Consider the following 18,845-nt stretch of genomic DNA (forward strand, 5'->3'; position numbering starts at 1 on the left):
ATTATTTTAAAGAGATTGTATCAACATATTATTAAAGAATAATAGTTTCAATAAAATTTATTATATCATTGTGAAAATTATCATAACATTTTTCAAATTTTTCTCCTAAATCAATGATTCTTTCTGGTTTTAATTCATAAGTATATAAATTTCTTGCTACATGAAGAAAACCTCTAAATTCATTAATTTGTCGGTAAGTATCATTTCTAATCTTTTTCTTTTAGGAATTATATCATTAGAAACATTCCAATAATTTGATGCTTTGTCCATATTATATGCCATAAATTCTAGATCGATTTTTTCTAATTTTCTCACTTCTAATTGGTTAATATCTATTTCTAAAACTTTAATTATTTCGTCACCAATTGCTTTAGCTAACATCGGAATAACAGCATTGCCAATTTCTCGAAAACCATGCCAAATTGTCTCGTGAAACAAAAACCAATCAGGAAATGTGTGCAGTCTTCCAGCTTCTCTAACTGTAATACATCTTGGCTGATTGTAGTGGATGGGACGAGCGGCTGTGTAAGCCCCTTTATCTCTGGCTGTTCCAGCCCTTAATGTATTACATAATCCTGTAGGTGAAAGTTTCAAGAAACGACTGGTTTTCTCCACTTCTCCTTGATGGGTATTTTGAAAACGTTGTTTTGATTTTTCTGTATGATTTGAGCCAACATGATTATAAACGAAATTATCTCGTTGTCGATCGTGGCATAATCTATAAATCCCTTGAGGGGAAGGAGCAAAATTACGTCTAAATCCTGAATAATCGAGTTTATTTGCGTCTATACTTTCATTTTTACCGATAAAAGCAGGAATATTGCTTAAATCATTGATAGTATTCTCCACATCATTATATTCACCTGTTTCGAGGGGATAGTTAACGGGTTGCATATCATGACGACTACCCATGAGGATAAGGCGTTTTCGCTTCTGGGGTGCACCGAAAAGACTTGCATCGAGGATTTGAATGGGTTTTGCAATGTGATAACCCAATGATTCAAATTCGTTAATTAATTCTTCTAAAAATTGTTTGTGATTACCAACGGCGATACCGGGTACATTTTCAAAGATAAAATATTTCGGTTGTAAATCTCGAATCACTCGCACATATTCAAATACCAATGAATTACGAGGATCATCTAATTGTCTTTTTCCCATGAGAGAAAAACCTTGACAGGGTGGGCCTCCTGCGATTAAATCGACTTCATCAATACCTTTATTCTGGAGAATACCTTTTAAGTAGTCTGTTTTGAGATGGTTTATATCTTGACAAATAGTATGAGTGTAGGGAAAATTCAAATGATGAATTAAGGCATGGATTGCGTCAAATTCTACAGCTACGATAACATCAAATCCAGACGCTTCTAAACCTAATGACATTCCTCCGCATCCCGAAAAAAGATCGATCGCAATTGGTCTTTTCATTTAATATAAAATATACAGTTAATATAAAATATACAGTTAGGTTTTTTGTTATAGTTTTAATTATAAATTTATGTACTGGTTCTAAATATATCTAAATATAAAATGAGATGAAAATATTGTAATTCTTTCTACTAAAATTATTCAACATTTTTCGAGATTTTTAGACAGTGCTAATTTTCATTTTATTAAGGATAGATATTTATTTCACTGTACTTTAGACTAAATAAAAAGGAAATCAGGATACAAGAGACTTTTAAAGAAAATAGAGAGACAATAAAAATAACCACAAATTTGATTCTCTCTCTATGAACAAATATAGCAGACTTCAACAATTTCGTTTTGACACTCATCAAATGTTGGTCAAAAGTAAGGATGCCGCTTTTCAGTTAATGGATAGTATCATGGCTACTGAAAATGCTCGTAGTCTGGCAGAATTTTCTTTGTCCCCCTTTTTTCACCGCCAATGGTCTAGTACATATGAAGCAATAGAAGATTGTCGTCCTAATGGCAACAAATTTATGAGAAGATATATTCAAGAAATTCCCATTTTAGAATATTTTTTATTTGGCATCGACCATACTCGGTGGGAATTTGAAGATAGTCCCACCATGAAAGACAGAACTTATCAATATTCTCATTGCTCTGTCCACTCATCAGTAATAGGACAAGGGTATAGTACCATTGCATGGTTGCCCCAATTAGATCATCAAGGTAGTTGGACATTACCTTTAAGACATGAAAGAATTACATCCTTTGAAACTCCTTTAAATAAGGCAACGTGGCAACTCAAACAAGTTTGTCAAAAATTACCATCCAACATCCCCAAATTAGTGGTCTTAGATTGCGAGTATGGGAACGCTACTTTCCTTAAACAAACGGCAAATGTTAAGGTGAGCAAACTAATTCGAGTTCGTTCTAATCTCTGTTTTTATGGAAATCCTGAGCCTTATAGTGGTAGAGGAAGACCAAAAAACATGGTGACAAATGGAAGTTAAATGAGTCTGATAATTTCCCCTGTGCGGATGAAGTCTTGGAAATGGAAGATCCATCTTTGGGACAAATACGAGTCAGTAAATGGACACAACTCCATTTTTACAACGCACCATTACAAACACTGACTTTATTGAAAATTGAACGATTAAACCCAAAAAAAACGGGAAGTAAACATCGCCCACTATGGTTAATCTGGGTAGGAGAGGAGTTTTTATCATTAGAAAAGATTTGGAGCCAATACAGTAGAAGGTTTGGTGTAGATCATTGGTATCGTTTTGCCAAACAGAGATTGCATTGGACTTTACCCAATTTTCGCACTCCAATCCAATGTCAAAGATGGAGTGATTTAATTGTTAATATTACTTGGCAATTATGGCTTTCAAAGGATTTAGTCCAAGAACACCATTTACCATGGCAAAAACCACAAGAGAATTTAACCCCTCAAAGGGTAGCTCGGTCAATGATTTCATTATTGATGGAGATTGGAAGTCCGACCCAAACTCCCAAAAGTCGGGGAAAATCCAATGGTTGGCAAAAAGGGAGAAAAAGAAATAAAGCAAAAGTTTATCCCACCATCAAAAAACGGCAATCCAAAAGTAAAAAAAGGCGAAAAACGTAACTTTTAAGAAATAACTAACTCAATTTATTTTCTCTGAGGGCTAATTTTTATTAGCTTACTTATTGCCGTGCAATATTTTCTTAGTCTAAAGTACAGTATTTCAAGTACGATGCCAAATATACTGCCATAATTATTGTTTCTAATTGTTTGCCTCTAATTTTTTTGTTTATGGTTTTATAGCTTTTAATAAAAGAAGGAAATAAAATTTTAAAGAAAAGATGGAGACCGTATTGAAACTTATGTATAACTGACGTAATCTTATTTTTTAAAATAACTGTTTAAGTAAAAATATTTTTTATTTTATGATTAAAAATCTTTTGGTAATATCTCTGTTAATTATTTTCTTATTTGGTTGTAATTCTTCCCATAAATTTGGCGGTATAAATGCACAAATAAATAGAGTCATAAGTGGACAAACCATAGAAATTTTTGTTGATAAAAAAAACGTTTCTTTTAGGTTAATGGGGTTAAGAATACCATCAAATATTAATTATGATAAAAAGTTAGCTCAACAGCATTTAATTCAATTATTGACCAGTAATTATCATTATCCGCTTAATTCAGTAATTGTCAAAGTTGAAACAAAATTAAATCAAAAAGATAAATATGGACGTTTGACAGGGTATGTTTGGTTAAATAATCAATTGATTAATCGCAAAGTTTTAGAGGGAGGATGGGCGATCGCATCTTTAGAATACACTGATGGAAAGTACGATCGAGATTTATTGCAAGGAGAAGAATACGCTCGAATTATGGGGAATGGAATCTGGAAAATTAATCATTGACAGACTTAAAACTCAAGATTTAGTAGTCAAATCTCTTTAATATTTTGATATAATATCCTGATCACGATATAATTGGAAAAGTAGTAAATTTTAGAAAAAGGAGGATATTGCATGACCCAAGTGGTTGTGGGACAAAATGAAAATATAGAATCAGCTTTACGTCGTTTTAAAAGACAAGTTTCCAAAGCGGGTATATTCGCTGATATTAAGCGTTTACGTCACTATGAAACCCCCATTGAGAAGAAAAAACGCAAAGCCGTTGCTCGTCGCAAAAAACGTTTTCGTTAAGGTTTAGATTTAATCATATTATCTTAACTTTTAAAGTTAGTTTAATCGTGGGGTTGATTTACTTGAAAGTCGTACACATCTAAGCCCCAGATACCTTCGGCAAAGCATCACTCTTGTTGATTGCTTCAGAATATGTCCCGAATTATAATATCAAGGGATAAAAGATAAGTTAAATTGTTATTTTTAAGGTTTGGTGATTTTTTTGAATATATAAGGTAAGGGAAATCTCCCTTAAAACAGTTCAAAGGCAACAAATAAACAAAACATTGCTTTTGACTGTTACTTTAAGTTTTTGTTTCTAGTCATCATCAAAACTAGCAGAAAAACTTAGAGATATGTTAAATTTTATTTAGTAATTGAAGAATAGTTGTCTTATACTTTTTCTTTTTTTACTAAAACGTCATGATATAATCATCCAATTGATTAATTGTCGTTGTTAACTAGAGATAACTTAAAGAATTGTGTCTAAAATTCTCAGGTTTTCTTGTAGCACACAATTAAGACGTTTTAGGCGGTAACTAACGTAAGTCCTAAAAAACAATTATCCTAAAAGTGAGAAAGAGAAACTGAGTAACACAATTAGGTGAAAGCCTTGCCGTTAGGCTTTTAGTTCAAAACTGGACTAGAGAAGATACTTGTATATTTCTATAGGTTTTCTAAACGGCACTTAACTGTACATAAATAATAATATATTTAGCTTAGGGCTTAATGTTTACTAAACAAGTAACCGATTCACCTGTTTATAAATGGTTTAATGATCGTTTAGAAATCGAAGCGATCTCCGATGACATTAGCAGTAAGTATGTTCCCCCTCATGTAAATATCTTTTACTGTCTTGGTGGAATCACTTTAACTTGCTTTTTAATTCAGTTTGCCACTGGGTTTGCCATGACTTTCTACTACAAACCCACTGTTACCGAAGCGTTTTCTTCTGTTCAATTCATCATGAATGAAGTTAACTTCGGTTGGTTAATTCGTTCTATCCATCGCTGGTCTGCTAGTATGATGGTCTTAATGTTAATTCTCCACGTTTTCCGTGTTTATTTGACTGGTGGTTTCAAAAAACCTCGTGAGTTAACTTGGATTGTGGGTGTAACCATGGCAGTTATCACCGTTTCCTTTGGTGTTACTGGCTATTCTTTACCTTGGGACCAAGTAGGTTATTGGGCGGTTAAAATCGTTTCTGGTGTACCTGCGGCGATTCCTGTAGTGGGAGATCAAATGGTAGAACTGTTGAGAGGTGGTGCGAGTGTTGGTCAAGCAACTTTAACTCGTTTCTATACTATTCACACTTTCGTTTTACCTTGGTTAATGGCAGTGTTTATGTTATTACACTTCCTCTTAATTCGTAAGCAAGGTATTTCTGGTCCTTTGTAAATTGATAGTTAACGTTGAAGGCGATGACAATATGTCTCGTCTTTTTCAATATTGGTTAACAAATTGACAGGAAATAAGGATGTTCGGGATAAAATAAAACATATTCTTGAATTGTCTTTATTCCTTTTTCTCATTCATTTAAGGAGATAATTGCATACTATGTCTAATCCTAATTCTCAGTTAATTAAAAAGCCAGATCTTAATGATCCTAAATTGAGAGCAAAATTGGCTCAAAATATGGGACATCATTACTACGGTGAGATTGCGTGGCCTAACGATATTCTTTATATGTTCCCTGTATGTATTTTGGGTGCATTAGGTTTAATTGTTGGTTTAGCAATTTTAGATCCTGCTATGATTGGTGAACCTGCTGATCCTTTCGCAACTCCTTTGGAAATTTTACCTGAATGGTATTTATATCCTGTATTCCAAATTTTGCGTATTTTACCTAACAAACTTTTAGGTATTGCTTGTCAAGCGGCTATTCCTTTAGGTTTAATGCTTGTTCCTTTCATTGAAAGCGTTAATAAGTTCCAAAATCCTTTCCGTCGTCCTATTGCGATGACTGTATTTTTATTCGGTACTTTAGTTACCCTTTGGTTAGGTGCTGGTTCTGTATTCCCCATTGATAAGTCTTTAACTTTAGGTTTATTCTAAGTTCTAGTACTTTGATTTTTTTTAATTATCTTAAGTGAAAAAGGTCTGTGATTGCTTTATAGCCTGAAGTTGGTTAGATGCGATCGCAGCCTTTAATTATTTTAACCTCAGTTCGGTTTAAGAATATCGGATAAGGTTAGGTTTCAGGTTTCAGGTTTCAGGTTGCAGGTGTTAGGGGATGGGAGGATGGGGGGATGAGGTGATGAGGGGAAAGGGGGAAACAAGTAATAAATAATAAATAAGTAGTAAGTATTCGTGGTTTTTCATTCTTAATTCTTAACTATTTAACGTCAGTTCAGGTTAAAGCAATTTTATTGTTATTTATAAGAAGCGATAAGGTTTTCCGACTACGAAAAAATAACGCTTTCAGCTTATCCAAAACTCAGGTTATTTTAATCTCAGCTCGATGTAAAGCCCTATTTATTCAATAACTTTTTAGTTATATTTTGTTACAAAGATTGTTTTTTAATCTTAAAAAAAGTTAAATATATAAGGATTATAAATAATCAATTGTAAGTGATAAATAATTTAACATGACTATTAGTGCTACCTCTCCAGAAACGACCCTAAGTACGAAAATCATTAATGGTTTATTAGCTATAAAACCTCTGGCAGAATTTGCCAAAAACAGAGCTAGAAACATGATTATCAAACGGGCTTATTCCATTGGGGTAAACTGGCAAGAAAATATCAATTCCTTACAAAATCACGATTGGGAACAAGAAATAAATTCCTTAACCAACGCTAATATAAGTTACCCAGAATACTATCTTAACTCTTTCCATGCCTACGAAAAAGGAAATCTGCAATGGGAAGCGGCTTGGGAATTAGAGTCTGCGGCTTATAGCGTTCATTCTACCATCTATAGTAAAACTCCTCAAAAAGAGGGCGATCGCACCCTCAGAAATAACTATCATCAAGTATTAAAAGAAAAGTTAGCTATTACCCCTCAAAATATTCTTGATATTGGTTGTGGAGTAGGTTTAAGTACCTTTGCATTAAAAGAGCAGTATCCAGAAAGTAAAATTTCAGGATTAGACTTATCTCCCTACTTTCTTGCCGTTGCCAACTATCAAAGCCGACAAAAAAATCAAAATATTCAATGGTTACACTCTCAGGCTGAAAAAACAAATCTTCCCTCAAACTCCCATGATTTAGTCTCCGCCTTTTTAATTTTCCATGAATTGCCCCAACTAGCCGCAAAAAACATCATCCAAGAAGCCCATAGAGTCTTAAAAACAGGGGGATACTTTTCCATGATGGACATGAATCCCCAATCAGAAGTTTATAAAAAAATGCCTCGTTATGTGTTCACCCTTTTGAAAAGCACTGAACCTTATTTAGACGAATATTTTAGCTTGAATATGGAATCAGTTTTTCTCGATGCTGGATTTGAAAAACCCTCCATTATTCCCATTAGTATTCGTCATCGTACAATTATTGCCCGAAAGAGATAACAAACCCCTGTTGGGCTTAAAAAATCGGCTCAGGATGGTTTCACCTTATTTCCATATAAAGTGTTGGAGAATGAAGCTATGATTTTTGGTTGAGATTGGGAATAGGCAATAGGCAAGGGGCAAAGGTAAATAGTTAAGAATTAAGAATTAAACACTCCAAACTGATTTCCCTTCTCACTCCCTCCCCTCATCTTCTGAACTCCGAACTCAGATAATATTGGGATCAAATTAGAGAGTCAAAGTCTCTTCTCAAAAGATTAACATTTGCAATTCTCCCAATGATTAAGATTTCCTCTTTTGTCTTGGTAAAACTGCTTCTCCATTTCTCAATTTCTTTTTCCTGATGTAACCAAAAATCAATGATACTTTCTATCACCTGATCCCAGTTCCAGTCTGGCTTTTGAAGAATCATCTCTGTTGATTGAATAAAACTATCTAAAGTACACTCATAGCTTCCTAAATAGGCTTTACTACGATGAGGACTCTGCTCGACTTTTTGTTGATAGTAGAAAAAATCTAATACGGGGGCAATTCCCACAATATCAAAACAGTAGGTCATTGTTTGATTTTCTCCTCAATTTTAAACGACAATAATTATTGAAAAATTTTTTGTTATTTTTCTTAAAGCTGATTTGAAAAAAAGGATTGATTCTGGGAAAAGAAAGAATCTAATATCCTATACTATAACCAAAACAAAGATGTAATTTTGTTATTTACGAACTTTTTAAGATTTTCAAGGTTTCTTCATCATCATTATTAAGAATAAACAATAAAAAATTAATACGTAATTTCCCTTAGATGATGAAAAATAAATTAAAAATCAATAGCTATTCAGCCTTCTAATCTATATTAATGAACATAAACAGAGAAATAAATTTTTAATGGTTAATTACAATATTACCTAACACATATAAGAAATTTATATCATTAATTTAAAAAAAAATTTACATTTATTGATATATTGGGTTAGAATTTAGTCTAAAAAAAGACATCCATTTATAATTAATTGGAGTCAATTAATTTTACTAAAAAAAATAGTTGCCCACGAATAATTTTATTTAGCGTGTGACGAGTAACAAGGAAACTAAATCCATGAAATTAAAGTGTCTATCTCAGAGATTATCTTCTGCTGGATTCATTCTAGCATTAGGATTAATCGCATCACCTGAATCAGTTAGTGCTACTGTCTTAGAGTCTGTTAAGACAAACACTCAAGAATTTTTCCAACCTACTTTATTGGTTAATAGTGCCGAACAGGTTTCTATTTTGACGGAGAATACTTCAGGTTTAAAAACTGATTCTAACAGTAACTCTATAGTTGCAAGAGCAACTTCTAATTCATCTAATATCAATAATGGTGTTGTCACTGAAAACAATGTTTCCAGAGTCATTACTCCTTCTTTTGATCAAAGATTAAAAACATCAGCCACTTCTTTTAAGTCGGCGGGAAAATTTACGGTTGCTGATAATCACATCATTTCTGGAAATCAAGGGCAATCTTTGAGTATTCCTGTTAATTCTGTGGAATCTCCCAATTTGATCAAAACTGAGTCTGTTTCTATTCCTATTGCGATCGAAAACTCTGACAATAGTGCTGGGGTTAGTGCTGTTAATATACCTGTTGTACCTTCTGCGAAGGATTCTTTTATAAAACAACAGACTGAAAGTAATACTACCAACAATGTAATTACTTTAGATGTAGAAGAACCAACATTTATTTCTAATGGTGATATAAATGCTAATTCTACCGCAAACGAGAATAACATCAATCTGATTAGTGCTTCGAGTCAAGACAATTTTGAAGATAGCTCTCAAAACAGTAATCTAGTTAGTGTTGTTCCCATTCAAATAGAATACTATGATCCGACTATGAGTCCTGCGGTGGGAGATATAGGTTCTCCAAATTTACCACAACTGAATTCTCCCGATCCTTATTTACCTGAAAGTCAAAGACCTTTTCGAGGTTACATTTGGCCCGCTAAAGGGGTGTTTACTTCTGGTTATGGTTGGCGTTGGGGTAGAATGCACAGGGGTATAGATATTGCCGCACCAGTGGGAACTCCTATTTTTGCGGCGGCTGATGGAGAAGTTATCACTGCTGGTTGGAATTCTGGTGGTTTTGGTAATTTAGTCAAAATCAGACATTATGATGGTAGCGTTACCCTTTATGCTCACAATAGCAAAATTCTGGTTCGTCGTGGACAAAACGTCACCCAAGGGCAACAGATAGCCAAAATGGGTAGTACTGGTTTTAGCACTGGTCCTCACTTACATTTTGAAATTCATCCTAATGGTAGTAAAGCGGTAGATCCGATCGCATTCTTACCGAAAAAAGGAAGATAAAAATAACTGACAGCAGGCTAATGTTTCCTGCTTTCTACTACTATTCAATGAGACAAAAAAAGTCCCCTCACCAAAAAAGGTAAGGGGTATTTTTATTCACGATACTATTTAGTTCACAAACAAATTAAACCGCAACAGTGGTTTTAGCAGATAATTCACCTTTAGCATATTTAGCGGCAAATTCATCTAAGCTGATTTGCTTGATCTTACTAGCATTACCAGCAGTCCAGAATTGTTGATAACGATCTGCACAAACTTGTTTCATGTACTTCATAGAAGGTTTCATGAAGTGACGAGGATCGAAGTTAGAAGGATCTTTAGCAGCAGCTTCACGAATAGCGGCGGTAATAGCTAAACGGTTGTCAGTATCAATATTTACTTTGCGAACACCACTCTTAATACCTTTTTGGATTTCCTCTACAGGTACACCATAGGTTTCACGGATTTGACCACCATATTGGTTAATCATTTCTAACCATTCTTGAGGTACAGAAGAAGAACCGTGCATTACTAAGTGAGTGTTGGGTAATTTAGCATGGATTTCTTCGATACGGCTAATAGCTAAGATTTCACCAGTAGGTTTACGGGTAAATTTGTACGCACCATGGCTAGTACCAATAGCAACAGCTAAAGCGTCAACTTGAGTACGTTCTACGAATTCAACAGCTTCATCAGGATCAGTTAAAAGTTGAGAATGATCTAATTTACCTTCAAAACCGTGACCGTCTTCCGCTTCACCCATACCAGTTTCTAGAGAACCTAAGCAACCTAATTCACCTTCAACACTTGCGCCAACGGAGTGAGCAACTTTAACTACTTCTGCAGTAACACTAACGTTATAATCGAAGCTAGAAGGGGTTTTAGCATCTTCTTGCAATGAACCATCCATCATTACGCTGGTGAAACCATTACGAATAGCACTATAACAAGTTGCAGGGCTGTTACCATGATCTTGGTGCATAGCAACGGGAATATGAGGATAGGTTTCCACAGCCGCTAAGATTAAATGACGGAGGAAGTTTTCTCCAGCATAAGAACGAGCACCACGAGAAGCCTGTAAGATAACGGGACTATCAGTTTCATTAGCCGCATTCATAATGGCTAAGATTTGCTCTAAGTTATTAACGTTAAATGCAGGGATACCGTAATCATTCTCGGCGGCGTGGTCTAACAATAACCGCATGGGGACTAAAGCCATAAATATCCTCCTTAAGTTTTTCTTTATTTTATTTTAGAATTTTCTTTGTTAAGAATCTTAACCTATTATGGGTCGATCTTAGGATATTTTTTGACTTTTGTGTAGCTTCTTGAGAGAATTTAGCGATTTTGTCCTTGACGAGACATCTTTCTGTCCGCCATCATGTTTGCCCATTCTTGTCTTTGTTCAGGGGTTAATACGGCCCTCATTTCTAACATACTTTCAAATCTCAAATTATGAATTTGTTGATCTAGGGTAACTATTTTTTGATGCTGCGATCGCAATTGAGACTCATTTTGATTATTACGCATCATTTGACTAAGAGTATTTCTTTCAGTGCGAATTTGTTCTCTTAAACTATTAAACTGAGGTTGATACTTATTACGTATCTGAGTCATTTGATTTCGTTGTTCAGCAGTCAAGTTCAATCTTTCGATTAATTTTTCTCCCTTATATTCTTTATCATCATCACCCCATCTCTTTTGGGCAACAATTTGGGAAGACTCAGTGGAAACACTTAAACGAGAATTTACATTAAGATTCTGTTCATAATTAGAAGCCGAAGCATTGCCAGTAAAACCAAAACCAGCTATAGTAACAAAAATCAAGGAATGACGAATTAAATTATTCATAATTAAAACCCTCCATAAAAATACAAGTATTTAGTTAATAAGCCCCCAATAAATTAAAATAATCACTCAGTTATTTAATATCGTGGTTGCTATATTTTTAGACCGTCGATTTTTACAAAAAGTTCATCCCAAAATTTCAGCTAAATAAAATATTAAGCGTTGGTGATTTGAGCTATTATTTTTTGTTGTAAGTCGAAGGCAAGAACGGGACTTACAAGCATCGCTCACAGTTAGCAGTGACACCCCCTTGGCAAAGGGCAAAAATAACCCATATTTAGACTTTGGCTTTATATCTTCACATAGTTTTTTCTGTGTTTCATATCTTTATTCAGCAATATCCTAGGCTAGAATAGAAATAATATAATGTCGATAAGAAAGATAGAATTATGAGTTCGATCAAAATTTTAAAAGCAAAAAATAAAGATGCTAATTATTATCGCAAAAAAATAGGAATTAAAAAAAAAGATCCAGAAAAACTAAAAAAATTATTTGACTCTTTAAATAAAGATTTAGAAGAAATGGCAAAAAGTAGTAATATGACTGTTGAAGAATTAGTCAATATATTAGATCCTAGTAATCCATTTTCTTTTTAACGATGTTTTTAGTTGTAGATGCCAATATCTTAATTGGTGAATTATTAAGAAAAAGAGGACAAGAAATAATCTTAAATCCGATGTTAACTCTTTATGTCTCAGAAAGAGTATTTAGTGAGGCAAATTATGAATTAGATAAAAGGGTTAACTTTATGATTCAACAAAAACGATTAACTCAAAATGAAGGAAAGAAAAGATTAGGGGATGCGAAGTTAATTGTCGAAAGTCTTAATATGGTCATTTTTTCTGACTATCAACATTTAGAAAATCATGCAAAAAATTTAATTCCTAGAGACTTAAATGACTGGGAAACAGTAGCGATTTCAATTCTACTTGATGTTGATATTTGGACTAAAGATTCTGATTTTATTGGTTGTGGAAGAGCGACTTGGACAACGGATACTTTAATATATTTAATTAATGCTAATCTGTTAACAATTTAAGGTATTTTCCTGTTTAAAAGTCACAAAGTGATGTTTCTGATCGAGGAGTTATTTTATTTAAGTCAATACTGATTCCTGTTAATTGTTTTAATTCCTCAGAATTAAAGTAAAGTTGTTGTAAATCTTGTTTCATAATACATTAAATTGTTAAGATAATTGGGTTATATAGCCGTAATAATAATATTGCTAAAAACTTTACGAAAGTTATATTTTAATGATATTATCTTGTCGTGTATTTTAAGACGGATTAAGTCATTGTCAATGTACGGTAAAATATAGGTTTGATTAACATTGCATTTATAATAATCACTATATTAATGCCAACACTAAAAACTATTAATACAAACTTTCCTTTAACTGCCGTTATTGGGCAACAAGCCATTAAAACCGCCCTTCTCCTCGCCGCCGTTGATCCTCAATTGGGGGGAGTTGCGATCGCAGGTAAACGGGGTACAGCAAAATCAGTTATGGCTAGGGGAATCCATGCCCTATTACCTCCTATTGAAGTAATCAAAGATAGTCGTTTCAACTGTGATCCCGATAATCGACAAGATTGGGATAGTGAAACCCTCGAAATTTATGGCAACACCCCTAGAGAGGAAATCCCCACGGAAGTAATACCTGCCCCTTTTGTGCAAATACCTTTAGGTACAACGGAAGATAGGCTTTTGGGTTCGGTGGATGTGGAAGAGTCCGTTAAGCGTGGTGAACCAGTATTTCAGCCCGGATTGTTAGCACAGGCACACCGTGGGGTTTTATATATCGATGAAATTAACTTGTTAGATGACCAAATCGCCAATCAACTGTTAAGCGTCTTAACCGATGGTAAAAATCAAATTGAACGGGAAGGCATCAGTTTTGCGCATCCATGCAAACCTTTACTCATCGCTACCTATAACCCCGAAGAAGGGGCATTGCGAGAACATTTATTGGATAGAGTTGCGATCGCGCTTAGTGCTGATGGAGTATTGGCGTTAGATGAAAGAGTCCAAGCGGTGGATCAAGTGATCGATTATGCGGCTTCCCCTCAACAATTCTTGCAACAATATGATGAGGATATGGACGCACTGAAAACCGAGATTATCCTTGCAAGGGAGTGGATTAAAGAAGTAAAAATTACTCAAGATCAGGTTAAGTATTTAGTGCAAGAAGCCATCAGAGGGGCAGTAGAAGGGCATAGAGCGGAGATTTTCGCTGTCAGGGTAGCTATGGCATCGGCGGCATTAGAAGGACGCAATAACGTCAGCGCGGATGATTTGCGTAAAGCGGTGGAATTGGTGATTGTACCTCGCTCAACCCTGATTCAAACACCCCCAGATGAGCAAATGCAACCTCCTCCACCTCCCCCACCACCACAACCCCAAGATCAAGGAGAAGATGAAGGGGAAAATCAAGATCAGGATCAAGATGATTCCCAAGAAGAAGATAAAAAAGATAATGAAAATCAAGAACAGGATGAAACTCCGCAAATTCCCGAGGAGTTTGTTTTTGATGTGGAAGGGGTGATTTTAGATCCCAGTGTCTTGTATTTTGCCCAACAGATGCAAAGACAGGGTAAGTCCGGTGCTCGTAACCTCATTTTCACCGATGATCGAGGACGCTATATTAAGCCCATGTTACCAAAAGGGAAAGTAAGACGTATCGCTGTTGATGCCACATTGAGGGCGGCGGCACCCTATCAAAAAAGTCGCCGTGAACGCTATCCTAATCGCCGTGTTATCGTGGAGCAGAGTGATTTGAGGTCAAAACGCCTCGCAAGGAAAGCAGGGGCTTTAATCGTCTTTGTGGTGGATGCGTCCGGATCGATGGCTCTTAATCGGATGCAGTCGGCAAAGGGTGCGGTAATGCGGTTATTAACGGAAGCCTACGAAAATCGAGATCAGGTGGCGTTAATTCCCTTCCGAGGTGAACAGGCGGACGTATTATTGCCTCCTACTCGTTCCATTACTTTAGCCCGTACCCGTTTGGAAACCTTGCCTTGCGGTGGTGGTTCGCCTTTATCCCATGCCTTAACTCAGGCGGTTCATGTGGGGGTAAATGCCCAGATGTCGGGGGATATTGGACAGGTTGTCATTGTGGCGATTACGGACGGACGGGGGAATATTCCTTTGGCGCGATCTCTCGGTGAAACCCTTGAAGAAGGAGAAAAACCCGATATTAAGGCGGAATTGTTGGATATTGCCACGAAAATCCGTGCTATGGGCATGAAATTGCTGGTTATCGACACGGAGAAGAAGTTTGTTTCTACTGGCTTCGGTAAGGAGTTGGCTAAACAAGCAGGAGGTAATTATTATCAGTTACCAAAGGCTACAGATCAGGCTATTGCGAATATGGCAAAGGGTGCGATCGCTGATTTGAAGTAGGATTAATTTAGGTTGGTGTTGAGTTTTATCATTCAAGCCAACCTACTAAATAAATGTTAACTGACTATATTGTTTTCGTAAAGAGATAAAGAATATTATAATTACAATACTCACTATAGCAGTCCTAGTTATCAAATATGGATATAACAACTAAAGAAATAGAACAATTAGAATATGCCTTATTTGAGGAAGAAGTCCGTTTAAAGAGAGAACATATTGAGCTAAAAAAAGAGTTAAAATTACTTTCTGAAAAATTACCTCAAACACTCTTATCAAGTCATAAATTTAATATAATGATGCAGATGGAAAACATCGAAAAAAAAATTAAAAATGATTTGATAATGTTAGCTAGAAAAAAAGATGAAATAGAAAGAAAAAAAAGCTATCAAAGAATTTTGGATTATAAGAGACAAGAACAACTTTATAAAGCAAAGGAAGCACTGGCGAAGATTAAGTCTGAAATAAATCAAAAAAAATCTCATCCGTCTTATTCTATTAACAGTCGTGTTGTTGTCAATTCAAAAATTAGCAAATATGAAGAACTATATTCTGAAATTAAAAACAATTTATCTTCTTTATCAATTGATCAAAAATTGGAATTAGCAGAGTTATTATTAGAAAATTTATAAATTTAACTAAAAAAGTATGACATCCTTATCTGAAGTAATGTTGGTATGGTTGAGGAGTTCGATGGTGCTTATGAGGTTATGTTGGTGGTTGGAGGTTCGATCATATCTGATAAGATATAATTAAATAAATTTACTATATATTTAGAGGTAGAATTGTCAATTATGATTAGCAAAACGATCGATTTATCAGAAGAAAAAATCAAAGAATTATTAAAAGAAGTTTTGATAGAACTGATGGAAACTAAAAAGGATGATTTTCAAGAACTGTTTTTAGAAGTTATAGAAGAAATAGGTTTAAAAAATGCTATTAAAGAAGGTAGAAAAAATGATTTTGTTGCTGAAGAAGATATATTTTTATTGTTAGAAAATAATTAGAGATGAAAGTAAAATTTGAATCAGCTTTTGCTAAGGATTTACAAAAAATAAAAGATAAAAAACTGTCTGAACAAATAAAATATGTGATCTTAGAGTGTAAAAAAGCAGAATTATTCAATCAAGTTAAAAATGTAAAAAAACTAACAGGATATAATAACTTCTACCGTATCAAAATTAGAGATTATAGAATAGGTTTAGAGATACAAGAAGATACAATTATTTTCACTAGATTTCTTCATCGCAAAGATATTTATAAATACTTTCCCTAACTACTTAATTATTCTAATTTAGATGAATGCGATCGCTCTTCTGAAGTAATGTTGATTGGTTAAAGGTGCGATCATACTTATGAGGTAATTTTTATTGGTTTAGGGGGTGCGATCGTGCCTCATCAGATATAATTAAATAATATTAGAGTTGACTAATAAGTAGAAAATGGAATCCATAGAACGTATCACGATCAATCCTCATATTTGTCATGGTAAACCTTGTATCAGAGGCTTACGTTATCCTGTGGAAATGATTTTAGAATTATTAAGTGCGGGGATGACAACAGAAGAAATTTTGCTAGACTACGAAGATTTAGAATTAGAAGATATTTTAGCCGTTTTATCTTTTGCTACCAAATTAACGCAGGTAAAAAGTATATCTTTGATTAAATAATGAAATTTCTTGTCAATATCAATATATTGTTGTTACTAAAGACAAAGATTTTTTAGATTCATTTATTCTTAGGAAAAACCTTATAAACTTTTATTAATAACAACAGGAAATATAAAAAATAGCGATTTAATTAATATATTATCTAATAATTTATTAGAAATAATTACCCTATTTGAAAATCATTATTTTATTGAAGTTAATCAAACTCAGATTACTATTCATCAATAATTATATCGAGCTTCTGAAGTAATATTGATTTGGTTGAGGCGGTGCGATCGCTCTTAGGTCATAATATTGATATGGTTTAAGGTTCGATCATACTTATGAGGTAATTTTGACTGGTTTAGGGGGTGCGATTGTGCTTAGGGAGGGTTCGATCACTAAAATAAGTTAATATATAGGCAAAATCAATGTTATTTTAATCAAGATAAGTCAAAATGATTGTTAAAGCAATATTAGAATGGGATGAGGAAGCACAATCTTATTCAGCTACTTGTCCTGAATTAAACTATATTTCTTCCTGCGGAGACACAAAAGAAGAAGCAATCGAAAACTTAAAAGATGCAATTCAATTACTTTTAGAACCAATACCCGAAATTTCATCGAATACTGATATTAATAATCGCATCGAAATTTTAGTTTAAAAAACAATTCAAAATGTTTTCTAAATCTCCTCGTTTAACATCCAAAGAAATCATTAAGCAACTAACTAAAAAAGAACGGTTTTATTGAAATTTCGCAAACGGGTTCTCATCTAAAATTATTCAATAACACTACTCAAAGAACAGCTATTGTACCTATTCATCAAGGAAAAATAATTCCTATTGGCACATTAAAAGCCATTGAAAAACAGTCAGGTATTAAGTTTAATTGATATGGTTAAGAGGTGCGATCGAGCTTATGAGTTAATGTTGATTGGTTAAGGGTGCGATCGAGCTGATGAGATATAATGGAAAGGATTGGGAGTGAAATATAATGCAGATTCCTAATTTCGATCTCGCTATCATTGAAAAATCGAAAATAATCGATTATTTATTGAATATCAATCATAAAAGGGGAGGTTCAAAAGCAAAAATATTGCTTAATTATGGCTATTCTCCTGAAAATTGGCAACAATTAGAGTCAGATATTCGCAAGTTTCATCTCAATGCAGAAGTTTCTATAATCAAAGAAACATCCTACGGCATAAGATACGAAATAATATCAGAAATACTTACTCCTATTCACAAGCCATTATTGATGAAAAGTGTATGGCAAATTGACAAAGGTACAGAAATTCCTCGATTAATTACGATGATTCCTGAATAAAAATTGGAGGTTTTAAACAGTATGAATTTTGCTCTTTATTCTGATGTAATTTTATTAAAAGATATAGTCGAAGATGGTTTATTTGCTGGTGATATTGGGACAGTGGTAGATATACATAATGTTAGTGGTTTAGAAACTGGTTACAGTGTAGAATTTTTTGATTTGTTAGGAAATACAAGAGCGGTTGTCACGCTACCTATGAGTTATTTTCGTCAACCGACTAAATCAGATATCCCTACTGTAAGACTTTTAGCTGAGGTTGCCTAATAATGTTGGTATGGTTTAAGGTGCGTACTGCGTAGCAGATCCCTTCGGATCGCTCTTCTGCATCAATGTTGATTAGTTAAAAGGTTACATATTACAAAGTAATTCCTAAAGAGATAGCATTTTATTTAATTTTTAATCCCATCCGAGTTAATAAAAAAAGGTGGGGTTTATAAGCAAAAAAGCCCCACCGTTATTAATATTAAAGTATGATATTATTCTAAGTCTTTACGTCCGGGGTTACGAGCAGGGTCTCCGGATAAGAAACCAAAGATAAATAGAAGGATAAAAGACGCTACAACAATATTTACAACAATTTTAAGGGTTAACACTTTTTTATATACTCCTAATGATTTTATTCTTGGTCTATTCTACCGAAAAATGTCCTTACCTTATGAGAATTCTTGCAGAATTCAAATTCGCTGAGTTA

General features: G+C 34.2%; 22 protein-coding genes and 2 pseudogenes. 18 read left to right on the forward strand and 6 right to left on the reverse strand.

Translation table 11 applies throughout. The annotated features are described in order from the left end of the window. Nucleotides 1-31: 31 nt before the first annotated feature. The gene (locus tag CYAN10605_RS19470; protein ID WP_370670897.1) at nucleotides 32-211 is read right to left on the reverse strand and encodes a ribonuclease toxin HepT-like protein; all 180 of its coding nucleotides are present in this window, start codon (nucleotides 209-211) and stop codon (nucleotides 32-34) included. Continuing rightward, on the reverse strand, nucleotides 157-1,428 hold the full coding sequence (locus tag CYAN10605_RS15010) for a DNA cytosine methyltransferase (RefSeq protein WP_015220793.1): 1,272 nt from the start codon (nucleotides 1,426-1,428) through the stop codon (nucleotides 157-159). The genes CYAN10605_RS19470 and CYAN10605_RS15010 overlap by 55 nt, the downstream gene beginning before the upstream one ends. Nucleotides 1,429-1,733: 305 nt before the next feature. Here CYAN10605_RS15010 and CYAN10605_RS19400 point away from each other — a divergent pair. The 6 genes and pseudogenes from CYAN10605_RS19400 to CYAN10605_RS15040 all read left to right on the forward strand — a co-directional run bounded on the left by CYAN10605_RS19400 (nucleotide 1,734) and on the right by CYAN10605_RS15040 (nucleotide 7,604). Beyond that, a pseudogene (locus CYAN10605_RS19400) lies at nucleotides 1,734-3,040 on the forward strand (NF041680 family putative transposase). Between the two features lie 302 nt (nucleotides 3,041-3,342). Next, nucleotides 3,343-3,825, forward strand: a complete 483-nt coding sequence (locus tag CYAN10605_RS17955) for a thermonuclease family protein (RefSeq protein WP_015220794.1) — start codon at nucleotides 3,343-3,345, stop codon at nucleotides 3,823-3,825. A gap of 111 nt (nucleotides 3,826-3,936) precedes the next feature. Continuing rightward, nucleotides 3,937-4,113 carry a 30S ribosomal protein S21 gene (gene rpsU, locus CYAN10605_RS15025; protein ID WP_015220795.1) on the forward strand — a complete coding sequence of 59 codons (177 nt, stop codon included), beginning with the start codon at nucleotides 3,937-3,939 and terminating at the stop codon, nucleotides 4,111-4,113. 708 nt (nucleotides 4,114-4,821) lie between these two features. Beyond that, nucleotides 4,822-5,490, forward strand: a complete 669-nt coding sequence (gene petB, locus CYAN10605_RS15030; protein ID WP_015220796.1) for a cytochrome b6 — start codon at nucleotides 4,822-4,824, stop codon at nucleotides 5,488-5,490. Nucleotides 5,491-5,649: 159 nt separating this feature from the next. Continuing rightward, nucleotides 5,650-6,147, forward strand: a complete 498-nt coding sequence (gene petD / locus CYAN10605_RS15035; protein WP_015220797.1) for a cytochrome b6-f complex subunit IV — start codon at nucleotides 5,650-5,652, stop codon at nucleotides 6,145-6,147. Between the two features lie 533 nt (nucleotides 6,148-6,680). Then, nucleotides 6,681-7,604: a class I SAM-dependent methyltransferase gene (locus CYAN10605_RS15040; RefSeq protein ID WP_015220798.1), complete on the forward strand. Its 924-nt coding sequence runs from the start codon at nucleotides 6,681-6,683 to the stop codon at nucleotides 7,602-7,604. Between the two features lie 223 nt (nucleotides 7,605-7,827). Here the strand turns inward: CYAN10605_RS15040 and CYAN10605_RS15045 are convergent, their stop codons facing one another. Beyond that, on the reverse strand, nucleotides 7,828-8,163 hold the full coding sequence (locus CYAN10605_RS15045; protein ID WP_015220799.1) for a hypothetical protein: 336 nt from the start codon (nucleotides 8,161-8,163) through the stop codon (nucleotides 7,828-7,830). Nucleotides 8,164-9,503: 1,340 nt separating this feature from the next. Here CYAN10605_RS15045 and CYAN10605_RS19215 point away from each other — a divergent pair. Further along, a pseudogene (locus tag CYAN10605_RS19215) lies at nucleotides 9,504-9,947 on the forward strand (M23 family metallopeptidase); the annotation flags it as partial. 124 nt (nucleotides 9,948-10,071) lie between these two features. Here CYAN10605_RS19215 and fba read toward each other — a convergent pair. After that, the gene (gene fba, locus CYAN10605_RS15055; RefSeq protein ID WP_015220801.1) at nucleotides 10,072-11,145 is read right to left on the reverse strand and encodes a class II fructose-bisphosphate aldolase; all 1,074 of its coding nucleotides are present in this window, start codon (nucleotides 11,143-11,145) and stop codon (nucleotides 10,072-10,074) included. Between the two features lie 119 nt (nucleotides 11,146-11,264). Then, nucleotides 11,265-11,777, reverse strand: a complete 513-nt coding sequence (locus CYAN10605_RS17960) for a Spy/CpxP family protein refolding chaperone (RefSeq protein ID WP_015220802.1) — start codon at nucleotides 11,775-11,777, stop codon at nucleotides 11,265-11,267. Nucleotides 11,778-12,163: 386 nt separating this feature from the next. Here CYAN10605_RS17960 and CYAN10605_RS15065 point away from each other — a divergent pair, with 386 nt between their 5' ends. The 11 genes from CYAN10605_RS15065 (at nucleotide 12,164) to CYAN10605_RS15110 (ending at nucleotide 18,418) form a co-directional block, all read left to right on the forward strand. After that, complete coding sequence (locus CYAN10605_RS15065; protein ID WP_015220803.1) at nucleotides 12,164-12,370, forward strand: hypothetical protein; 207 nt, start codon at nucleotides 12,164-12,166, stop codon at nucleotides 12,368-12,370. Between the two features lie 2 nt (nucleotides 12,371-12,372). Then, the gene (locus CYAN10605_RS15070; protein ID WP_015220804.1) at nucleotides 12,373-12,813 is read left to right on the forward strand and encodes a PIN domain-containing protein; all 441 of its coding nucleotides are present in this window, start codon (nucleotides 12,373-12,375) and stop codon (nucleotides 12,811-12,813) included. A gap of 317 nt (nucleotides 12,814-13,130) precedes the next feature. After that, nucleotides 13,131-15,176 carry a magnesium chelatase ATPase subunit D gene (gene bchD, locus CYAN10605_RS15075; protein WP_015220806.1) on the forward strand — a complete coding sequence of 682 codons (2,046 nt, stop codon included), beginning with the start codon at nucleotides 13,131-13,133 and terminating at the stop codon, nucleotides 15,174-15,176. Nucleotides 15,177-15,313: 137 nt separating this feature from the next. After that, a complete protein-coding gene (locus CYAN10605_RS15080) occupies nucleotides 15,314-15,805 on the forward strand; it encodes a hypothetical protein (RefSeq protein ID WP_015220807.1) in 492 nt (163 codons plus the stop codon). 162 nt (nucleotides 15,806-15,967) lie between these two features. Continuing rightward, nucleotides 15,968-16,180, forward strand: coding sequence for a hypothetical protein (locus tag CYAN10605_RS15085; RefSeq protein WP_015220808.1), 213 nt, complete (start codon nucleotides 15,968-15,970; stop codon nucleotides 16,178-16,180). A 2-nt stretch (nucleotides 16,181-16,182) separates the two neighbouring features. After that, entirely contained in the window at nucleotides 16,183-16,449 is a 267-nt protein-coding gene (locus tag CYAN10605_RS15090) for a type II toxin-antitoxin system RelE family toxin (protein WP_015220809.1), read from the forward strand. Between the two features lie 166 nt (nucleotides 16,450-16,615). Next, nucleotides 16,616-16,843 (forward strand): DUF433 domain-containing protein, encoded by a 228-nt coding sequence (locus CYAN10605_RS15095; protein ID WP_015220810.1) that lies wholly within the window; start codon nucleotides 16,616-16,618, stop codon nucleotides 16,841-16,843. Between the two features lie 437 nt (nucleotides 16,844-17,280). Next, nucleotides 17,281-17,487: a type II toxin-antitoxin system HicB family antitoxin gene (locus tag CYAN10605_RS15100; protein ID WP_015220811.1), complete on the forward strand. Its 207-nt coding sequence runs from the start codon at nucleotides 17,281-17,283 to the stop codon at nucleotides 17,485-17,487. Nucleotides 17,488-17,576: 89 nt separating this feature from the next. Next, complete coding sequence (locus CYAN10605_RS19220) at nucleotides 17,577-17,717, forward strand: type II toxin-antitoxin system HicA family toxin (protein WP_241212841.1); 141 nt, start codon at nucleotides 17,577-17,579, stop codon at nucleotides 17,715-17,717. Between the two features lie 101 nt (nucleotides 17,718-17,818). Next, a complete protein-coding gene (locus CYAN10605_RS15105) occupies nucleotides 17,819-18,151 on the forward strand; it encodes a DUF6883 domain-containing protein (protein WP_015220812.1) in 333 nt (110 codons plus the stop codon). Between the two features lie 21 nt (nucleotides 18,152-18,172). Next, nucleotides 18,173-18,418: a DUF4926 domain-containing protein gene (locus CYAN10605_RS15110; protein ID WP_015220813.1), complete on the forward strand. Its 246-nt coding sequence runs from the start codon at nucleotides 18,173-18,175 to the stop codon at nucleotides 18,416-18,418. 212 nt (nucleotides 18,419-18,630) lie between these two features. Here the strand turns inward: CYAN10605_RS15110 and CYAN10605_RS18245 are convergent, their stop codons facing one another. After that, nucleotides 18,631-18,747: a photosystem II reaction center protein I gene (locus CYAN10605_RS18245; RefSeq protein ID WP_015220814.1), complete on the reverse strand. Its 117-nt coding sequence runs from the start codon at nucleotides 18,745-18,747 to the stop codon at nucleotides 18,631-18,633. Nucleotides 18,748-18,845: the final 98 nt, after the last annotated feature.

Source organism: Cyanobacterium aponinum PCC 10605, assembly GCF_000317675.1.
Taxonomy (GTDB): domain Bacteria; phylum Cyanobacteriota; class Cyanobacteriia; order Cyanobacteriales; family Cyanobacteriaceae; genus PCC-10605.